This window comes from Lysinibacillus sp. NPDC096418, assembly GCF_044762775.1.
In the GTDB taxonomy this organism is placed as follows: domain Bacteria; phylum Bacillota; class Bacilli; order Bacillales_A; family Planococcaceae; genus Lysinibacillus.
Genome location: NZ_JBIWEY010000012.1, coordinates 43,249 through 61,291, shown reverse-complemented (window position 1 = coordinate 61,291; position 18,043 = coordinate 43,249). Strand labels below are relative to the sequence as shown.

The 18,043-nt window shown below is 36.2% G+C and carries 18 protein-coding genes; 12 read left to right on the top strand and 6 right to left on the bottom strand.

Annotated features, from left to right (window positions below):
- Nucleotides 1-158 precede the first annotated feature (158 nt).
- The 3 genes from ACIQZG_RS11500 to ACIQZG_RS11490 all read right to left on the bottom strand — a co-directional run bounded on the left by ACIQZG_RS11500 (nucleotide 159) and on the right by ACIQZG_RS11490 (nucleotide 4,235).
- A complete protein-coding gene (locus ACIQZG_RS11500; RefSeq protein ID WP_402755323.1) occupies nucleotides 159-1,286 on the bottom strand; it encodes a class II histone deacetylase in 1,128 nt (375 codons plus the stop codon).
- A 333-nt stretch (nucleotides 1,287-1,619) separates the two neighbouring features.
- A complete protein-coding gene (locus ACIQZG_RS11495) occupies nucleotides 1,620-2,333 on the bottom strand; it encodes a LuxR C-terminal-related transcriptional regulator (protein ID WP_402755322.1) in 714 nt (237 codons plus the stop codon).
- Between the two features lie 606 nt (nucleotides 2,334-2,939).
- The gene (locus ACIQZG_RS11490; RefSeq protein WP_402755321.1) at nucleotides 2,940-4,235 is read right to left on the bottom strand and encodes a Na+/H+ antiporter NhaC family protein; all 1,296 of its coding nucleotides are present in this window, start codon (nucleotides 4,233-4,235) and stop codon (nucleotides 2,940-2,942) included.
- Between the two features lie 796 nt (nucleotides 4,236-5,031).
- On the opposite strand from ACIQZG_RS11490, the gene ACIQZG_RS11485 reads away from it, so the two are divergent.
- From ACIQZG_RS11485 to ACIQZG_RS11435, 11 genes are all read left to right on the top strand, one after another.
- On the top strand, nucleotides 5,032-5,337 hold the full coding sequence (locus ACIQZG_RS11485; protein ID WP_402755320.1) for a DUF3784 domain-containing protein: 306 nt from the start codon (nucleotides 5,032-5,034) through the stop codon (nucleotides 5,335-5,337).
- Nucleotides 5,338-5,446: 109 nt separating this feature from the next.
- The gene (locus tag ACIQZG_RS11480) at nucleotides 5,447-5,731 is read left to right on the top strand and encodes a hypothetical protein (RefSeq protein WP_402755319.1); all 285 of its coding nucleotides are present in this window, start codon (nucleotides 5,447-5,449) and stop codon (nucleotides 5,729-5,731) included.
- A gap of 481 nt (nucleotides 5,732-6,212) precedes the next feature.
- On the top strand, nucleotides 6,213-6,413 hold the full coding sequence (locus tag ACIQZG_RS11475; RefSeq protein ID WP_402755318.1) for a transcription initiation factor TFIIIB: 201 nt from the start codon (nucleotides 6,213-6,215) through the stop codon (nucleotides 6,411-6,413).
- A 158-nt stretch (nucleotides 6,414-6,571) separates the two neighbouring features.
- Nucleotides 6,572-7,186 (top strand): hypothetical protein, encoded by a 615-nt coding sequence (locus ACIQZG_RS11470; protein ID WP_402755317.1) that lies wholly within the window; start codon nucleotides 6,572-6,574, stop codon nucleotides 7,184-7,186.
- 811 nt (nucleotides 7,187-7,997) lie between these two features.
- Nucleotides 7,998-8,618: an HD domain-containing protein gene (locus ACIQZG_RS11465; protein ID WP_402755316.1), complete on the top strand. Its 621-nt coding sequence runs from the start codon at nucleotides 7,998-8,000 to the stop codon at nucleotides 8,616-8,618.
- Nucleotides 8,618-10,504, top strand: a complete 1,887-nt coding sequence (locus tag ACIQZG_RS11460) for an ABC-F family ATP-binding cassette domain-containing protein (protein WP_402755315.1) — start codon at nucleotides 8,618-8,620, stop codon at nucleotides 10,502-10,504. The genes ACIQZG_RS11465 and ACIQZG_RS11460 overlap by 1 nt, the downstream gene beginning before the upstream one ends.
- 12 nt (nucleotides 10,505-10,516) lie before the next feature.
- Nucleotides 10,517-11,635 carry a conserved virulence factor C family protein gene (locus tag ACIQZG_RS11455; protein WP_402755314.1) on the top strand — a complete coding sequence of 373 codons (1,119 nt, stop codon included), beginning with the start codon at nucleotides 10,517-10,519 and terminating at the stop codon, nucleotides 11,633-11,635.
- 258 nt (nucleotides 11,636-11,893) lie between these two features.
- Complete coding sequence (locus tag ACIQZG_RS11450) at nucleotides 11,894-12,328, top strand: GNAT family N-acetyltransferase (protein WP_402755313.1); 435 nt, start codon at nucleotides 11,894-11,896, stop codon at nucleotides 12,326-12,328.
- Nucleotides 12,329-12,459: 131 nt separating this feature from the next.
- On the top strand, nucleotides 12,460-13,215 hold the full coding sequence (locus ACIQZG_RS11445) for a MerR family transcriptional regulator (RefSeq protein WP_402755312.1): 756 nt from the start codon (nucleotides 12,460-12,462) through the stop codon (nucleotides 13,213-13,215).
- A complete protein-coding gene (locus tag ACIQZG_RS11440; protein WP_402755311.1) occupies nucleotides 13,208-13,864 on the top strand; it encodes a GAP family protein in 657 nt (218 codons plus the stop codon). The genes ACIQZG_RS11445 and ACIQZG_RS11440 overlap by 8 nt, the downstream gene beginning before the upstream one ends.
- Before the next feature lie 77 nt (nucleotides 13,865-13,941).
- Complete coding sequence (locus ACIQZG_RS11435) at nucleotides 13,942-14,403, top strand: HTH domain-containing protein (protein ID WP_402755310.1); 462 nt, start codon at nucleotides 13,942-13,944, stop codon at nucleotides 14,401-14,403.
- A gap of 683 nt (nucleotides 14,404-15,086) precedes the next feature.
- Here ACIQZG_RS11435 and ACIQZG_RS11430 read toward each other — a convergent pair.
- Nucleotides 15,087-15,476, bottom strand: a complete 390-nt coding sequence (locus tag ACIQZG_RS11430) for an RDD family protein (RefSeq protein WP_402755309.1) — start codon at nucleotides 15,474-15,476, stop codon at nucleotides 15,087-15,089.
- A gap of 168 nt (nucleotides 15,477-15,644) precedes the next feature.
- Here ACIQZG_RS11430 and ACIQZG_RS11425 point away from each other — a divergent pair, with 168 nt between their 5' ends.
- Complete coding sequence (locus ACIQZG_RS11425) at nucleotides 15,645-16,025, top strand: hypothetical protein (protein ID WP_402755308.1); 381 nt, start codon at nucleotides 15,645-15,647, stop codon at nucleotides 16,023-16,025.
- 85 nt (nucleotides 16,026-16,110) lie between these two features.
- Here the strand turns inward: ACIQZG_RS11425 and ACIQZG_RS11420 are convergent, their stop codons facing one another.
- Nucleotides 16,111-17,073 (bottom strand): carbohydrate kinase family protein, encoded by a 963-nt coding sequence (locus ACIQZG_RS11420; RefSeq protein WP_402755307.1) that lies wholly within the window; start codon nucleotides 17,071-17,073, stop codon nucleotides 16,111-16,113.
- Nucleotides 17,074-17,077: 4 nt separating this feature from the next.
- Nucleotides 17,078-17,962, bottom strand: a complete 885-nt coding sequence (locus ACIQZG_RS11415; RefSeq protein ID WP_402755306.1) for a DMT family transporter — start codon at nucleotides 17,960-17,962, stop codon at nucleotides 17,078-17,080.
- Between the last annotated feature and the right edge of the window lie 81 nt (nucleotides 17,963-18,043).

Below are 18,043 nucleotides of genomic sequence, written 5' to 3'. Positions count from 1 at the left end.
GTTTTGATCAATCATTATTCAAAATGATAGCTTTTTATATACAGTATAATCAAACTCTATTCTAATCCAACTTCAAAACAAAACTCTGTTTGCCAGTCACTAATTTGAGATTCTAGGACACACAAAAAGAATCGGCACTTGGCCGATTCTAAAGAATTTTATAAAGTTACAGATTGGAAATTCCAATACTTTGACTGAATCTCTTTTACTTTATCTACATACTCTTTCTGAATATCAAACAATTCATCTGTAGGGATTGTATGCATAGCTTGCGCAAATGGATCTTCTACTTCTGTCGTAACACCACTCATTGCCTCGACTATTGCATGCGAGCAAAATGGAACATATGCTGTGCTGTATCCACCTTCATGACAGGCAACAAATTTGCCTCCACAGTGCTTTTCAGCGAGATCAAGCATAAATTGGGCCATCTGTCTAAATCCTTCTGCAGTCACCATCATTCGAGCTAATGGGTCAAAGAGACCTGCGTCCTGTCCAGCTGAAATGAGGACAAGATCTGGCTTAAACTGGTCTGCAATTGGTCCAACAATTTCTTTTAAGGCATACATATACCCTGCATTTCCAGTTCCAGCTGGTAAAGGAATATTAATATTATATCCTTCTCCTTTACCCGTTCCGATATCTTCTACCATCCCTCGCTCTGGTGGGAAATTTCGATCTTGATGTAGCGAAACGAACAATACGTTAGGGTCATCATAGAAAGCAGATTCTGTTCCATTTCCATGATGGACATCCCAATCTAGAACAAGCACTTTTTCAACGCCTAAATGCTTACGGGCATATTTTGCGGCAATCGCAACATTATTAAATAAGCAGAATCCCATGCCAAGATTCTCTTCTGCATGGTGACCTGGTGGACGAGTTAGGGCATATGCGTTATCGACCTTACCAGAAACAACGTCCTCCACTGCAGTAATCGCTCCACCAGCAGATAAAAGGGCAATTTCATACGATCCTTTTCCAACTAGTGCTAGTTCTCCTGCATCTCCATGACCAATATCACTTAATTCTTTAACTTTATTAATATAGTCTCTTCCGTGAAAGAGTTCGATATCCTCTACAGTCGCAGAACGAGGAGCAATTTGAGTAAGGTGCTTCATTAGACCACTACGTTCCATCAAATTTTTAAAGCGTCTTTTTGTCGCTGGATTTTCTGCGTGACCATCTGATTCAATCCATCCACCGGGTAGCATAAATAACGCTCCATTACCCGTATCATGCCAAAAATAACTTTCATCACATATAAAACCTGTATTTTTCGTCATCATGTCACCATCCCAAATCAATTTGATGTATCTACATTCATAATAAAGCGCTTACAATTATCTGAATATTACCCGAGTGGGTAGTTTTTATATATTTTTAGAATTTTTTTAATTATCCGTTTTATGCTACGAAATCAAGAAAACAAGTTTGAATAAAAGATAAAAGCGAATGCAACGACACTAGAAAACAAAATCGAGGGGGAAGAAACATGGACTTTGGCGTAACAGTAATTGAAGAAAAGTACAAGTAAAGAAGAATAGCATTGAAGCCCCCACCAATACATATTGGTGGGGGCTTCAATGCTATTTTTTTCGTGCTAATAATAGTGAAATTTATAATTTCTGAACTAATTGCGTTCTATTTTGTACACTGTATTTTTCATAGATGTTTTGTAAGTGTTTTTTTACTGTGTTAACGGAGATATGCAGTGTTGCTGCAATGACTTGATTGGTCCAACCTTTTTTAACGAGATTTACAACATCTATTTCTCTATTTGATAACAAGTTGAATTCGTTATTATTTTTTTGATGTAAGAGTACAGATGCAATTACATCTGATACTAATTTTAGTGTGTTACTATCTTTTTCTGTAAATTTACATAAATTACTTTTTTGCCCCAACCCGATCGCTCCAATAAATGTATCTTGATGAATAAGTGCTACGACCATTTCGTCGTGATAGCCATATCCCTTCATAAACGATCGGAAAAAAGGAGAATTTTCGTATTGATTGGGCGTGTCAAGGTCATCTAATCGAATAGCTTTTTTCTCAAGAAACAGGTTAACATTCTTTTTAGGGTGCAATAAGTCGTAAAAATGAAAGTTCGTGAGATAATCTGTGAGTGCTCTATCGCTTAAATTGTAATTTATCGGATCACTCAAATTTCCATTGTTGTCTGCGTACCAAAAAATCGTTTGATCATAACCAAAAATATCCGCTAATTTGTGTTGAATATGTAAACGAACATCTTCTACTGGATATGCAATTTGAGCCGAAAAGTGAATGATCTTCTCATATTCTGTAGAAGTCAAATATTGACTATTCATAGATTACCTCCTTTTAACTACATCATAAAATAGTATACTTCAAAATAACTGATTTTTGTTAATTTTCTATTATAATAACCGGGATGGGTACTATTGGATATAATTTTTTAAACTCTCTCACTGTAATTTTTGTAATTCCAGTGCAATCAATCGTTGGTAGATTGCAAGTAGAGGCATAATAATGGTCCAGTATAGTAAATATTATTTTAGCCATTGAAAAACTGCGCCTCCTTGTTAGTTGTGTCTAACAATTGGGGTGCAGTACAAGGGCGCTTTGGGGGCTTTATTTCTTCAACAAACGGGCCATATTATTGAATAACATTCTTTTATGAAAGGTTACCTTACAATGATTAAAAACCTCCCAAAACCACTCTTAATAGGAACCAGATTTAAATAATTAAACCCAAATGTGTTCATACACTCCACACATTGTGAGGCTGTTGCTTGGTTGGAGTTAGTTTGATTTATTAAATAATATTTTGCTGTGCTTAAAAATCCGATTCATATTCGTTTTTTCAGCACAGCTTTTTGAATTGTAGTTAATTGTAAGGATTTTTTTGCACCCGGTGCAAGTAATGCTAAAAATCGTAAATGCGAATAATACATTTACGATTTTTGAATAGGTTTATTTTTAGTTTTCGGATAACCGATGAGGATGGCAATGACTCCGCAGACACCTACTAAAATGGAGTAATACGAATATTGCATGATTAAAATAGGGGAAATGCCGGCGATACTGGCAGCTACTAAAAATTGTGCACCGTACGGAATTATACCCTGAACGACACATGAAAAAATGTCAATGATGCTTGCTGATTTACGTGGCTCAATATCGTATTGATCGGCAATTTTTTTTGCTAATGGCCCAGCAATCATAATTGCAATCGTATTATTGGCGGTTGAAAGGTCGGTTAAACCAACTAAACCTGCAATTGCAAATTGGGCATCCTTTTGCGACTTAATTTTACGCGTTGCGATATTTACGATAAAATCAATGCCGCCATTATGTTTAATGATCTCGACCATACCGGCAATTAACATCGCTAAAAACGCCATTTCAAACATATTGCTCATACCGTCACCAATTGCGCTGATAAATGTCATCACCTCATAACTACCATCAATTAAACCAATAGTTCCAGCGAGGATGATCCCACTTGCTAATACTGTAAAGACATTTAGTCCAATCAAAGCAAAAACAATGACGAATAAATAAGGAATCAATTTGTACCAATCAAAGCTAGCATGTGTCACTTGGGCTGTGGAATTCAGCGTCAAAAAGGCTAAAATAACACATGTGACAATTGCTGCTGGTAACACGATGAAAAAGTTAACTTTAAATTTGTCTTTCATTTCTGCGCCTTGTGAGCGGACAGATGCTATCGTTGTATCCGAAATAAATGATAAATTATCGCCAAACATAGCCCCACCAATAACAGTTGCCATTAATAGCGGTATTGAAAGTCCTGTTTGCTCCCCAATTGCTAAACCTATTGGAGCGAGGGCAACAATCGTTCCAACTGAAGTGCCCATTGCTAAAGATATAAAACACGCAATTATGAATAAGCCAATAACTAATAAGTTTTGTGGCAAAATGGAGAGTGCAAAGTTTACCGTTGCTTCAATAGCGCCCATTCCTTTTGCGGTTTCTGAAAATGCACCGGCAAGTAAGAAAATGATCACCATTAACATGACGTTCGAATTCCCGGCGCCGGTCGTAAAGGTTTCAATTTTTTTTGTGATCGTTTCTTTGCGGTTCATGAAAATGGCAACAGTGCTTGCAATCGAAATGGCAACCATTACAGGGAATGCATAAAAATCATTTAATACAATTCCTGAGCCGATAAACAAAATTAAAAATACAACAATTGGAATTAATGCCCACGGATTTCCTTTTTGCATTTCTTCCTCCTTTAAGTAGTGTGCATCAGTTAACATACAAAGAAGGGCCTCTTCTAAAATTAATAAGAAGAGGCACCACATATGCTAGAGTGCATTTTATTTATCGCGAAAATTTTTGTAGGGCTGAGCATGACATCTACTACTTCATTGCTAAGCGTTCATCATGGCTATCCTACAATAATTATGATAACAACAATTTTATCTTATGAAATAAAACTTAGAATATAAGAAAATTTGCGTTAAGTCAATTATTTTGTTTTTTTAGAATAATATAAAAATACGATTCCGTTGGGGCTAAAATAGAATTTGACAATTGTATGAGTTAAATTCACAATTCTAATCCCTTTGGCATCAAGAGCTGTCACATAATAAAAAAGGGCACCCGATATGGGAGGGTGCCCGTCAGATTTATGCGGATTTACAATGTTCAGTAAAGAATAGTTCCTAAACGACGCTTGGGAACATAAATAATGAAACTTTTATTACTCAACTTCCGTATAACATTACATAAGGGAAAAGTTTAAAACATTGTATTGTATTTACATAAAATCAAAAAAATACTTTCACTTCTGATGCCAATTGACGATACCAACAGGAGGCTAATATGAGTAATCAAGTGAACATAGCGTATACATATCATAATTAAAATTAAAGCATAACAAAGATTTGGACAACACTTCCTATGGATCATCCAATTACCAGTGCTTCACATAAGGTCCATTTTGTTGATTAAATAAAACCATTTATATGTTAAATTTGTAAAAATAACTGCTGATATAAAGGGAGGATTAAAGAAATGGGTATTGAAATGGTTATCGGCCTAGTTTTCGGTGTTTTTTTAATTTGGGCTGGCTATATTGTTCGGACAAAACAGGTATTTGCATTTCTTGCAGGTTTCAGGGAAACGTGGGAACCGGTTAATAAAGAAAGACTAGGGAACAGAGTCGGTATTCTCATAATTATTATAGGTGTTATAGCCATTTTTACATCTATTTTTACCATATGGTTTGGGGATACAGTCGAAAAAATTTCTGGGATCTTGGCTATTATTGATGTGATTTTGATTATTATAGTAATAGGATTAGATCAAATAGGATATTGAACGGAGTGTACACATGGGATTGACAGCAGATATTTTTCTTTACGTTCTATTTACGTCAATACTCTATTAAACAATCGAGTCATAATGTGGCATTACAAGGAGGGGTATTATGAATTCTTTGGTTATATTCCTTTTAGTTCTCTTTACCCTTAATATATTGGTTATCTTTTTATCAAGATTGAATTGGTTGGTATGGAGAATTGCGGGTGTTATTTTTATTATTTCTTCTCCAATAGTCCTAGTTCTGACAATGAATAGCGTTGGTCGTAATGTTGGAGATGGAATTGCAGGTGCTGTGGCGGGTTTTACTTTTGGCGGACTTTTGGTTGCGAATGCAATTATTTTATTCGTTATGGCGATTTTTGTAAGGTGGAGGGAGAACAAACTGCTTTAGAGTATTCTGCAATCGGGCGCGATAGTGGTAGAACTACTAGATTTAAACAACTTTATTATTATATTTATCAGTGCATAAAGCATCTGACATCAAAAATTAAAAAACTATATTTTAACCCCGTCCTAATTTAGAACGGGGTTATGTCTGTTTTATGACTTTAAAATTAAACAACTTTATTGTCAATTTACTCATTTTAGTGAGAGAAGATGAAACCAATTTATCGTTCATCCGTAATTATAGGAAGACAACAGAAAAATCCTGAGTTAATAAAGTGTAAAGTCAGGTGCGTTGATTATCCAATTTTATCCTATATTTATGGTGAAAACGGAGATTTCTGCTACGGGCTACTACAATTTATAAAAGGGAGGAATAGCGATGAAAACCATCCGATTTTTCCCTAATCAACACGCCCGGTGTAAAGTAATAGTATAAGGGTTTTCTTTTAGTGGATTTTATTTACATATAAAGGGGAGGTTTTTAAATGGAACATGCTACGAAAATAACTGAATGTCCAAAATGTGGAAGTGGAGAGTTAGGGAAGGGAAAACATAGTGGATATGCAGTTATGCAGCCAGATAATAAGATCCTCGGATCAAATGTTGAATATATTATTTGTACTGAATGCGGATTTATTATCGAAGGCTATGTGAAAAATCCAAAGAGATTTAAAGGAACACTGTAGATATTAGTCACATACGGGTGAGGCATTGATCTGAAAAATGATTAGCGCCTTTTTGGTGAACTTTTATTCTAACGGCCATATAGATTAAGAAAGTAGCTTATGCGTTCTTGGTATTTAATTAGAGCTATCCGACATACCTTCTTAACAGGAGGGGTAATTTGGTCAAAAGGATCTTGATCATTGCTGGAATACTTCTAGTGGGGATTGCGACATATAGCATGTTAACTAAACTAATTGAAGATGATACAAATAAAAAGATGAAGGAATCATTAGTTATTAAAGAAGAGCAGAGTATCGCTGTATTGAGAGAAAAGCTTCATGAGAAATATGTAGGGGTTGATGTAAAAACGACTTCGCAGAAAGATCTGGTGATCCAAGTCGTAGCGGATGAAGTCAATTTTTATTCCTTAAAAAAGGATATGGCATCCATTGTGAAAAGTGTAATTGAAACTTCCCCATTAAAAAACTATAAAGTTGTTTTTGAGAGGTGGGAGTTATCCTCTATAAATGACGAAGCACACCCACTCTTAATAAAGACTTTAGCGAATGGTCTTAAACAGTATGAGGTTTTCGAGAATATAGTAATTGAGGCACAAGCATTCATTATGGTCAATACATCAATAAAGGGTTTAAATAAAGATGCACGTGAGGTAGCGATGGAAATGAAAGAGAAAGTCAATGAAATGTTCCATTCAAAAGAACTAAATTCTATAGCTGACATTGAATCTTATGAGATTGTAATTTTGAATGCTAGTGGGGAAGCAATCAATTAATTTTGAACGTAGTAATCTACTTTGAGATATTGTTAAGCGCATAAAAAAGCTGCCCTCATCTACTTTCTAGATGGGCAGCTTTTACTGTTCCTTCAACGGGAAGGTAATACGTAACATCAATATATTTCCTACTTCCTTCAAACGCGATACGTTCTAAAGCATGCGCTAACAAATTATTTTCCTAGTCTCGGAAAAAACGTTGCCTAAACAACCTTTCTTTTTTGCAATTACGACTCGAATGAAATGGATGGTTGGCAAAATCATAGAAGTTCGTTGGTGACCAATTTAAACATTAAATAAAGAAGTTACGTTCAAACAAAGTCAACATCAGAAGGTAACATCAATTAACTGTTAAATCAACCACACCATACCTATAATTTGGTCAGATCCTACTTGGTCGTAATGACAAATCTTACTTGTTGTTCACTTATTTTCGTGCTGCACATCATCTATGCGAACTTACAAATCTAAATTGCTAAGGGAAATTGTTCACTTTTATTTGTTCTTGTGGAGTTAAATTTAATCTTGAAAGCTTAAAAAGAATTTTAATTCCCGTTGAAGGTTTAAAACCTTGCTATAACAATCTTACTTTTGCATAGAAGCTATACATCACTTAAATAGTGAGCGTACAGAACATATAGAAATGTTCTGTATTTTCATATTATAATATTCTGAATAATTTGTCAATTGATATCATTTTCATCTGTGAAGAAATTAGAATTTTCTTTTGTTAGAGAACAAGGTTGGATAGTTATCAATAAATGCAGGCAATACAGTATAATAAAGAAAGGGAAAGGACTGAGTGTAATATATGAAAGAATTAGTTGAAAAAGTACGTGGAATTTATGAAGGATTTGATGCAAGTCATGACTTTCAACATATTGAGCGCGTCTACCAAAATGCATTAGCGATTTTACATACAGAGCAAGGCGCAGATGAAGAGGTAGTGAAAATAGCTGTGCTTTTGCATGATGTAAGTGATAAAAAATATACGGATAGTAAAGAGCAAGAAGAGAAACTGATTGCCGAATTAAAGATGAGTGAGGAAAAAAAGCAACATATTCGTGATTGTATTGCACAAGTTTCGTTTAATGGTGGACATGAACTAAAAGCCACTTCTATTGAAGCCAAAATTGTGCGCGATGCAGATCGTTTAGATGCCATTGGTGCTGTCGGCATTGCACGTACTTTTGCTTTTGGTGGTGCAAAAGGTCGCAAGCTGTATGATGAAGCTGAAGAAGCACGTACTGAAATGTCTGAGGAAGAGTATCGTAGTAAAAATACTGCGTCAGTCACGCATTTTTATGAAAAACTTTTGTTGTTGAAAGATTTAATGACAACAGAAAAGGGCAAGCGAATGGCTGAAGAACGTCATCAATTTATGGTAAGCTTTTTAGATCAATTACAAAGAGAAAGAGAAGGCAAAGCGTAATGAGTCATTTAATCGTACAAAATTTAACGAAGACAGTGGGCGACAAAACGCTCTTTAGCAATATTGAATTCACGATTTATGAAGGCGAACGTGCAGGATTAATCGGGATTAATGGTACAGGTAAATCTACTTTGCTATCTATTTTAGCTGGACAATTAGATGCAGATACAATCGACATCGATCGTCCAAATAAATACCGCATCGCATATTTACCACAGGAGCCGACTTTTAATAGTGGAGATACAGTACTTCAAGCAGTGTTTGCTGGGGATTCACCAATTTTAAAGTTAAACCGTGAATATGAGGAAACAGTTGCTGCACTCGCTGCAAATCCTACATCAGAAAGTCTGCAAAAGACATTATTTAGTTTACAACATCGTATGGATGAAGAGCAGGCTTGGGATGTCAATGCGTTAGCGAAAACAGCGCTAACGAAGCTAGGCATTGAAATGTTTGATAAGGAAGTGTTAACACTGTCTGGTGGGCAACAAAAGCGTGTAGCATTAGCGAAAGTGTTAATTGAACCTGCTGACCTATATTTACTGGACGAGCCGACCAACCATTTAGATGTGCAATCTACAGAGTGGCTTCAGGAAATGGTGTTGCGTCTAAAAGGAGCGGTAATATTCATTACCCATGACCGTTACTTCTTAGATGAGCTATCGACGCATATATATGAAATAGCTGACCAAACCATGTATCGTCATACAGGAAATTACGGAGACTTTTTGGAGGCACGTGCAATACGTGAAGAAATGGCTGCTGCATCTGCACAAAAAGACCGTAACCGTTATCGTTCAGAATTAAAATGGATTCGTCGTGGGGCGAAGGCACGTTCGACGAAGCAAAAAGCACGTATCCAACGTTTTGAGCAGTTAGAAGATAATTTAGAGCGTAAGTCTGATGATGTATCGCTTGAAATGGGACTAGCTACAACACGTCTTGGTCGCAAAGTGTTAGAGGCAGAGAAAATTTCGAAAGCATTCGGTACACAAAAAATTGTCGAGAATTTTGGATTTTTACTTCAACAGGGCGATCGTATAGGCATTATTGGTGCAAATGGAGCAGGGAAATCGACGTTACTGAAAATGCTAGCGGGTGAATTACAGCCGGATGTAGGTGAAATCCATGTTGGTTCAACCGTGAAAATCGCGCATTTCAAACAGACATTACCGAAAATGAATGAAAATGAACGCATGATTGAATACATTCGTGATGCATCTAATGATATAACGGATGCGGCAGGCGTTCGTTATTCAGCGGCACAAATGCTTGAGCGCTTCTTATTCCCACTAAATGTGCACGGTACGCCAATTGGTAAGCTATCAGGTGGAGAGCGCAAGCGACTTCATTTATTAAAGTTATTGATGGAACAGCCGAATGTCTTATTACTAGACGAGCCAACGAATGATTTAGATATCGAAACGCTAGGTGTGTTGGAAGATTTCATCGAGCATTTCCCTGGTGTTGTCATTACGATTTCCCATGACCGATTCTTCTTAGACCGTATTGCGAAAAAGTTATGGATATTAGATGGACAAGGACATGTAGAGGAATCATTAGATGTGTATAGTGATTACTTACAAAAACGCGAGCAGGCTTCAACTGTCAAGGTAGAAACGCCAAAAGTGGAAAAACCTAAAACAGAAAAGCCGAAAGTCGAGAAGAAAAAACTATCATTCAAAGAACAAAAAGAATGGGAAACCATTGCAGATGATATTGAAAAGACAGAAACGGCAATAATGGAAACAGAAGAGGGCATTGCTAGCGCTGGCGCTGATTTTACAAAGCTTCAGGAGTTAACGGCTAAGCTTGATGAATTGAATGCAAAATATGAACAACTTATTGAAAGATGGTCGTATTTAGACGAAATCGTAAACGGATAAGGAGCGAAAAATATGAAAATCATCACAATTGAACCTACACCGAGTCCGAATTCCATGAAAATCGTAGTTGATTCGGAGCTTCCTTTTGGTAAAAGTTTTAATTTCACAAAAGATAATAAACATGAGGCAACAGGAGAAGCGGCAGCTATTTTAGCAATTGAAGGCGTCAAAGGTGTTTACCACGTATCCGACTTCTTTGCGGTAGAACGTAATGCTAAATATGCGTGGGAAGGTATTCTATCAAGTATTCGTCAAACGCTTGGTGAAGATGTTACTTCAACTGAAGAGCAACAAGTGGCAGATGAATTTTACGGTGAAGTTTACGTACATGTGCAGTTTTACAAGCAAGTGCCACTGCAAGTAAAGGCGTTTGATAATCAACGTGAGTACCGTCTAGGAGTAGGCGAACGTTTTATTGACGCGTTCAATCAAATTATGGAGAAAGCAGTGGATGAAAACTACATTTTCCAGCGTAAGTGGATTGACTACGGCGTGCGTTACGGAGAACTAGAAGAAATAGCAGAAGCGGTTAAACAAGAAATTGATGTGACGTATTCGGAAGAACGTCTAGCTGAAATAGTAGCTGCAATTAATGATATAGAAAAGGTTGGAAAAACTGAGAAAATAAAAGTAACAGTAGAGCAATTTAAACAATCAGAGTGGGAAAAACGTTTCCAGTTGCTTGACCAAATGGCAGATCCAGCAGTGGAGGATTTACCGCTGTTAGGTTTAGCGCTAGAGGATGAGCAAATGTCGATTCGTCGATTAGCAACGGTTTACCTTGGTATGATTGAGGATGTTGCAGTTGTGCCTTATCTTGAGAAAGCATTGCAAGATAAAAGTGCTGCGGTACGCCGAACTGCAGGAGACTGCATGAGTGACCTTGGCCTTGTAGAGTTTGAAGATGCTATGCAACAAGCTTTACAAGATAAAAACAAACTTGTACGCTGGCGCGCGGCGATGTATTTATATGAAGTCGGTACAGAAAAATCTTTAGATGCGTTAAAAGCTGCTGAAGAGGACAAAGAATTTGAAGTGAAGCTACAGGTGAAAATGGCCATTGCACGTATTGAAGAAGGCGAGGAAGCAAAAGGCTCTGTTTGGAAGCAAATGACTGAATCTCGTCAATAGTTGAAGTGAAACTAACCAACATTCTGATAAAGGAATGTTGGTTTTTCGCTTAGATGTCGATAAATTAAAGAATGTGTCCGATAAATTTGAAAACAGGTCCGAAAAACTAAAAAAGGCCCTCAATTTGGAGGGTCTATCTGATTACGGAATACTAAGTGATTTAGTCACACTTTGAAAATGTTGTTGTTTTTGCAACAAATGTGGTTTTATACTAAGAATTATGACTTAACAATAAGATACAGCTAGAGGAGAATGTATATGAACGCAAAAAAGATTACAACAGAGGCAGATTTACAAACAGCATTTGCTATTCGCAAAAAAGTATTTGTAGAGGAGCAGGGTGTTTCGATTGAAGAGGAAATGGATGAGTTTGACGTACTAGATGCTGCATGTGAACATATTTTAGTGTACTATAACGATCAGCCTGTAGGAACAGGACGCGTCCGTGTAGTCGATGGATATGGGAAACTAGAGCGTATTTGTATTTTAGAGGAATTCCGTAAATTTGGCCTTGGTAAGGTCATCACACTGAAGTTGGAAGAATTAGTGCAGGCGAAGGGGATTACGAAATCGAAGCTGAATGCACAATCATATGCCGAGCCGTTTTATGGAAAATTAGGCTATGTACGTTCAGGTGATGAATTTATGGATGCAGGTATTCCACATATTTTGATGAAAAAGCAATTTAGCTAGTAAAGTAATTGAATTAAAGAGTATATATTAGCGGAGTCATTAGGCTCCGTTTTTTTTCTAGTTCGAAAACACTTGAAACTTACGTAACGTCATTTTGTATAATGTTGTTAACGAACAAAGGGGTGTGCTAAATGATTACGATTAAGGAAATATCAAAAATAACTGAAATTTCGGTTCGTACTTTACGTTACTATGAAGAGATTGGATTACTTTTTCCTTCTGATAAAACAGAAGGCGGACACAGACTGTATAGTGAAGAAGAATTGAAAAGGTTACAACAAATTCTTTTTCTCAAAAATCTAGGGTTTAAATTAAAAGAAATTCAAAGACTCTTGAATGAAACGTGGGAATGGTCAACGAGTTTGGATCATCAACTTGCATATGTTTTAGAAGAGCAAGAAAAGTTGAAGCAAATGGAGAATACAATAAATGGGTTGAAGAATGCCTTGGCAATTGAGGGAGAATTGAATGAAGCACTAATTCAAAAGATTATTAAACTTACTAATCGAGAAAGTGAGAAAAAACAAGCATTTCGACAGCAAATGTTTTCAAATGATGAATGGGATTTGGTACAAAGCCTTCCAAATTTAAATCGCAATGATCCAAATTCTTTAGAGTGGATGGGATTATTAGGTCAGCTGAAACAATTAATGTCATACGGGGCAGAGTCAGATTCAGTCCAACGTATCATAAAACGGATGATCGAGAAAAGCACTGAAGAATATTCAGATAATGAATCTTTTCTAGAGAAAATGTGGGAAATACGAAAATCTCCCTCACTTTCGGACAAAGTCGGATTATATCCACTTGATGAAAAGTTTTTAAAGTATATTGAAGAAGCTTTTAACATCTATGAAGCTAGGGAGTTGAGGGGAACCAGTGAGTAATGAAATACTATTGTATATTGGTGCATTGGCTATTCTTGATATGTTTAGCCCGGCTATAATCGGCGTAACCGTGTACGTGTTACTTGTAGGGAAGAGAAAACAAACACAGCTTATTATGGCTTATTTAATGACTGTAATCGGTTTTTATTTTTGTACAGGTGTGTTTCTAATGCTTGGCTTAGATATTATATTTAAGCCAATTGCAGATGTTTTAAGTAGCGATACTGCGAAAAAATTTATGACCATCATTGGTGCCATTCTGTTTATTGGAAGTTGGTTTGTACCAAAGAAAAAAATTGCTGAATCACCTAAGCCGAGGCAGTTTAATGTGAGTGCGATGATTGCATTGGGAATATCTACTTCTCTTTTAGAGGTAGCCACTGCAATACCTTATTTTGCTTCAATCGGTCTTATGATCAGCAACGAGTTTACTATGTATGAGTGGTTACCTGTTTTAGCAGGGTATAATGTAATGATGGTTGCTCCTGCTCTTGTATTACTTCTCCTTCATATTTTGTTCCGTCGCTTTATGCAGAGGCCATTAAGAAATTTGCAGGCTTTATTTCAAAAGAATACAAGTTCAGCGCTATCATGGGTCATGTTTATCGTGGGCATTATACTGCTAGCTAATGGTAGTGATTTTGGTTAATGTAGATAGAGTTTGTATAAGAATACAATAAAACTAACATCAGTATTATGTTTAAAAAGGTAAGGGGGAAATTATAGTTGGCTATCATAGTTGGAGATAATGTAACAGTTCGAAACCCAAGAGAAGATTTAAACAAGATATTAGAAAAATATAAAGTGTCACCTAAAACGTTTGGGTTAATTAGTGGAGTTAATGAAGAAGAAGTTTTAGATTATGCATATGAGAATACTACTCTGAGCAATTTATCTTTGGAGAAAGAATTATTCATCGGGAATTTTATTGGGCTATTATCAGATGGAATGGAACTTGTAACGGCAGATGAAAGAGTTAAAGCTATTATCGAACATTTAAATACTAGTTTTCAAATTTCGAATGAGTCATTAGCTTTATATTCTCACTTACAAGAAAAGGAGTTAAATGATTTTATCAATGATAATAATACTCTCTCATATGAAAAACGATATAGATTAGCAGCCGTTGTATTGTTCTTAGATACAATAACTACACGATATACTCTTGAAAAAAATAGCAATCACTAAATAATAGGGTCATTATGATCAAGAGTAACTAGATATTCAAACCTGTATATTCCGTTTGGGAGACTCAATCTATAAGAGTTTCCCATTCTTTTTAAGCCTAATGAACGTATCGCTTCAAAAATGGTTAATTTAAATAAAATTGGAACTTTTACCATTTTGGATCGTATTAAAGTTAACGCCAGTTAGGTGAGTGTAACAGGGGCATCATTAGTTTGACGGAAATAAACAAATTATCTTATGCCATGTTTCTTCACATCCTTTGCTACATAAAGTTTATTAGGAAGGAGTTAATGTGATTGATTATCTTCGCGGATATTATACGTGCAATTTCTATAGGTATACTAATTATTTGTTCCGGTATTTATTTACGACAGCTAAGTAAAACCAAGAAACAAAGAAAACTATCATCTTTTGAATTTAACATGTATATAATCATGCAGTTTGCTTATTTGTTATTTACAATTAGTTTATTGATTTTTATATTTGTTGATTGATTTTTTTGATGTTTAATTTCTGTTTATTATGATATTCGTATTTTTTTATCCAGTAATGAAAAATTTTTAGTTCTACTGCTAGATTCCTCAGCATTTCTCTTTTCAGCTACAGTAAAATTTGACATAAGAAAAGCACCTCCAATTATTAGATACAATGGGGGTGCAGTTCAAAACGAGGTATTTATTTTATTATAATTCCTTCACTACCGTACTTGAAAAGCGATCATGGGGGAGTATTTCGCCTTCTTGTTTTTCAAATTCTTTAGGGTCTTTTAAATAATCGAACGTGCTTACAGTATCCCGATAAGCCATGCGTTTGAGGATCTGACCAGGTTTTAATTCAGAACCCTCCTCATTCTCAAGAGTAAGTCCCATTGCTTTGTAACCAATTGTTTGTCCATTTTGGCGCAATTGTGCGTACTCTAATGCCCACATTACGACTGTTGGTGTGACTAAAGCATGAACAGCTTCATTCTTCACTTTTTTTCGTAGGAGATATTCTACCCCCACAGTAACTACGCTTGAGACTGCCACGTCTATCATAAATGCTTTCGCTCTTTTTTTTGTAATGGATTCCATAGAAGTTCCTCCTAACGTATTTAACTCTCATAAAATAATACGAATATCAATGGAAAAGGTTTCAAATGGATTATTAGTGAGTTAAGAATGAAAAGCTTCTACTTCTAAAAAGGTTTTGGGGATTTTAGTAGGATGACATCTATAATAGGAAAAAGGGGGGCAGTTAAATTGAAAAAGCTAATGGGTATTCTGTTTGTAGTGGTACTTGCATTGACCGCGTGTAATAAAGAATTGGCAATCACAGAATTGGAATCTGTACCAAATGATGTAGAAAAAGCATTAGATCAGTTTGAGGAGAATAGTTACGTAGAAAAGATTTATGATGTTAGTAAAGAAATTTCGTATATCGTTATCAATACAAAAGGCATAGTTACGGTCAGTGTCGAAAGTAATGATGATAAAATTTCTATAAAGATTGAAGAAGAGGACGGGCAAAATGAAGAGGCCAAGCAGCATATTTATAAATTAACAACAGATCGAGATTATGAATATATTTTGTTGTATAAAAATAGCGAGGAAATTCCATTTGACGTAGCTCGAGCTATATAAATCAACCTGGTACTTGATAATTTTTATCCTCACAAATAACAAAAATAGAGTTGCACCTAATTTAATAGGTCAACTCTATTTTGAGTTAGAACTTAAAAGGAAGTGAATCCTTATTAAGATAAGAAGCAATCGCGCCATGTCCTTGTGTAGATGCTCCTGCGTACTGATTAGCAAAGGAGAGTAGGGACTCTGCCTGACTTTCGCAAAATTGTTCGAGTGTTTTTGGTGTGATATTGTTTTCCAGTAAAATATTTAACACTGCACCGATAAAGGCATCGCCGGCACCTGTTGTGTCGATGGCTTGTATGATATCTGCACTGACTTTTACATGTTGTTGTTTTGTATAAATGGTTGCTCCATCTGCTCCATGTGTGACGAAAAGTACTTGTACTCTTTCTTGGAATAGTTTTTGGACAGCCTGATGTCCATCTTCAATATGTGTTAAGAAAGTCAATTCTTCATCAGAAAGTTTGACGATATGTGCTTTTGGTAAAAAGTCTAAAATAGTTTGGCGGCAAGCTTCTGTGTCATGCCAAAGAGGAAGACGTACATTCGGATCAAAAGACACAAGGCAACCCGCATCATGTGCTTGTTTAATTAGTGCTTCATGTGTATACTTCATCGGACTATCGACTAGATTAACTGAGCAAAAATGGAGCATATCGCCAGTTGTTAACAGGTCTTTGGGTAGCTGTTCTTTTCGATAAAGTAAGTCGGCTGCATTGCGACGATAAAATAAGAAGTCACGGTCACCTTCTTCTGTCAACGAAACAAAGGCTAGACTCGTTTCACCTTCCGTTGTTTGAGCGATATACATTGTATCAACACCGGCCATCTCCATCGTTTTGATGAGAAAATCTCCAAACGGATCTTGACCTACTTGAGATAGAAGAGCCGCATGTTGTCCCAGTTTTGCGACAACTGCTGCAACATTGGCAGGTGCGCCACCCGCATTTCTGGTGAAACCGGTCACTTCAGCAAGAGCACCACCTTGTTCGCTTGGCGTAAAGTCGATTAAACATTCTCCAATCGCTATAAGCTTGTTCATAGATTTATTCCTCCGTCAAAAGCTTATTTTTTTGTTTGGGTGTATACAAAGTGTATGAAATGCCGCCAAAAATCAGAAGAATCCCAAATGTCTGTAGTAGGGTAGGCATGAAATCTAATAGCAACATATCTAGTAAAATGGCAACAACTGGGTCAACGAAAACTAGAACAGAAACAACAATCGTCGATAGATTACGAATGCTATCAAAAAATAAATAGTAAACAAATCCTGTATGAATAAAGCCAGTTCCTAAAATGTACAACCAGTTCGTCGTCGTTAAGCCATTGAATAGCGTAAAGTCAACTAATGGGAGAAGCAGCACAATCCCAACTGTTGTTTGTGTGAAGGTTAGGGCATAGGCACTGAAGTTCTTAATAGTTTTACTTGTTAACATTGTCAGCGCATAAAAAAGTGCCGATAAAAGTGCCCATATAAAGCCAGATTGCATGAAATCAGTTAATGATAAAAAATTGTTCAAACCAATAATGAAAATACTGCCGATAAAGCAAGTGACTGTAGCAAGTAAAGATTGTACGGTCATTTTTTCTTTTAAGAAAATAGACCCTAGTATGAGCACGAAAATAGGTGCTAAATTGTAGATGGAAATGGCAATCGAAATAGACATCTCTTCAAAGGCTTTAAAGAGAAACACCCAATTTAAAACGATGAATACGCCACATATAAGGGTACGGATTACTTCTTTTTTCTCCCAAGGCTCTGTTTTATGCCCGCCAGTTGCTAGCCATATGCCACCTAGAAATAATGTTGCACAAATACAGCGTACAAAAACAAGTTCAATAGCGGGCAAACCTGTTTGTATCGTAAAAAATCCAATGGACCCGAAAAGTGCCATGGAAACCGATAGTTTGATCATCGCTGAAACGTTCATAGCCAACCTTCTTTCATAATTAAAGTATAGAAAAAGCCAGCAGAGTATATGACATCTGCCGGCTTCACATATAAATGTGCC

Excerpts from the sequence above, each read along its gene's own strand:
- ACIQZG_RS11500 (WP_402755323.1), bottom strand. The coding sequence starts at position 1,286 with ATGACGAAAAATACAGGTTTTATATGTGATGAAAGTTATTTTTGGCAT.
- ACIQZG_RS11495 (WP_402755322.1), bottom strand. The coding sequence starts at position 2,333 with ATGAATAGTCAATATTTGACTTCTACAGAATATGAGAAGATCATTCAC.
- ACIQZG_RS11490 (WP_402755321.1), bottom strand. The coding sequence starts at position 4,235 with ATGCAAAAAGGAAATCCGTGGGCATTAATTCCAATTGTTGTATTTTTA.
- ACIQZG_RS11485 (WP_402755320.1), top strand. The coding sequence starts at position 5,032 with ATGGGTATTGAAATGGTTATCGGCCTAGTTTTCGGTGTTTTTTTAATT.
- ACIQZG_RS11480 (WP_402755319.1), top strand. The coding sequence starts at position 5,447 with ATGAATTCTTTGGTTATATTCCTTTTAGTTCTCTTTACCCTTAATATA.
- ACIQZG_RS11475 (WP_402755318.1), top strand. The coding sequence starts at position 6,213 with ATGGAACATGCTACGAAAATAACTGAATGTCCAAAATGTGGAAGTGGA.
- ACIQZG_RS11465 (WP_402755316.1), top strand. The coding sequence starts at position 7,998 with ATGAAAGAATTAGTTGAAAAAGTACGTGGAATTTATGAAGGATTTGAT.
- ACIQZG_RS11460 (WP_402755315.1), top strand. The coding sequence starts at position 8,618 with ATGAGTCATTTAATCGTACAAAATTTAACGAAGACAGTGGGCGACAAA.
- ACIQZG_RS11455 (WP_402755314.1), top strand. The coding sequence starts at position 10,517 with ATGAAAATCATCACAATTGAACCTACACCGAGTCCGAATTCCATGAAA.
- ACIQZG_RS11450 (WP_402755313.1), top strand. The coding sequence starts at position 11,894 with ATGAACGCAAAAAAGATTACAACAGAGGCAGATTTACAAACAGCATTT.
- ACIQZG_RS11445 (WP_402755312.1), top strand. The coding sequence starts at position 12,460 with ATGATTACGATTAAGGAAATATCAAAAATAACTGAAATTTCGGTTCGT.
- ACIQZG_RS11430 (WP_402755309.1), bottom strand. The coding sequence starts at position 15,476 with ATGGAATCCATTACAAAAAAAAGAGCGAAAGCATTTATGATAGACGTG.
- ACIQZG_RS11420 (WP_402755307.1), bottom strand. The coding sequence starts at position 17,073 with ATGAACAAGCTTATAGCGATTGGAGAATGTTTAATCGACTTTACGCCA.
- ACIQZG_RS11415 (WP_402755306.1), bottom strand. The coding sequence starts at position 17,962 with ATGAACGTTTCAGCGATGATCAAACTATCGGTTTCCATGGCACTTTTC.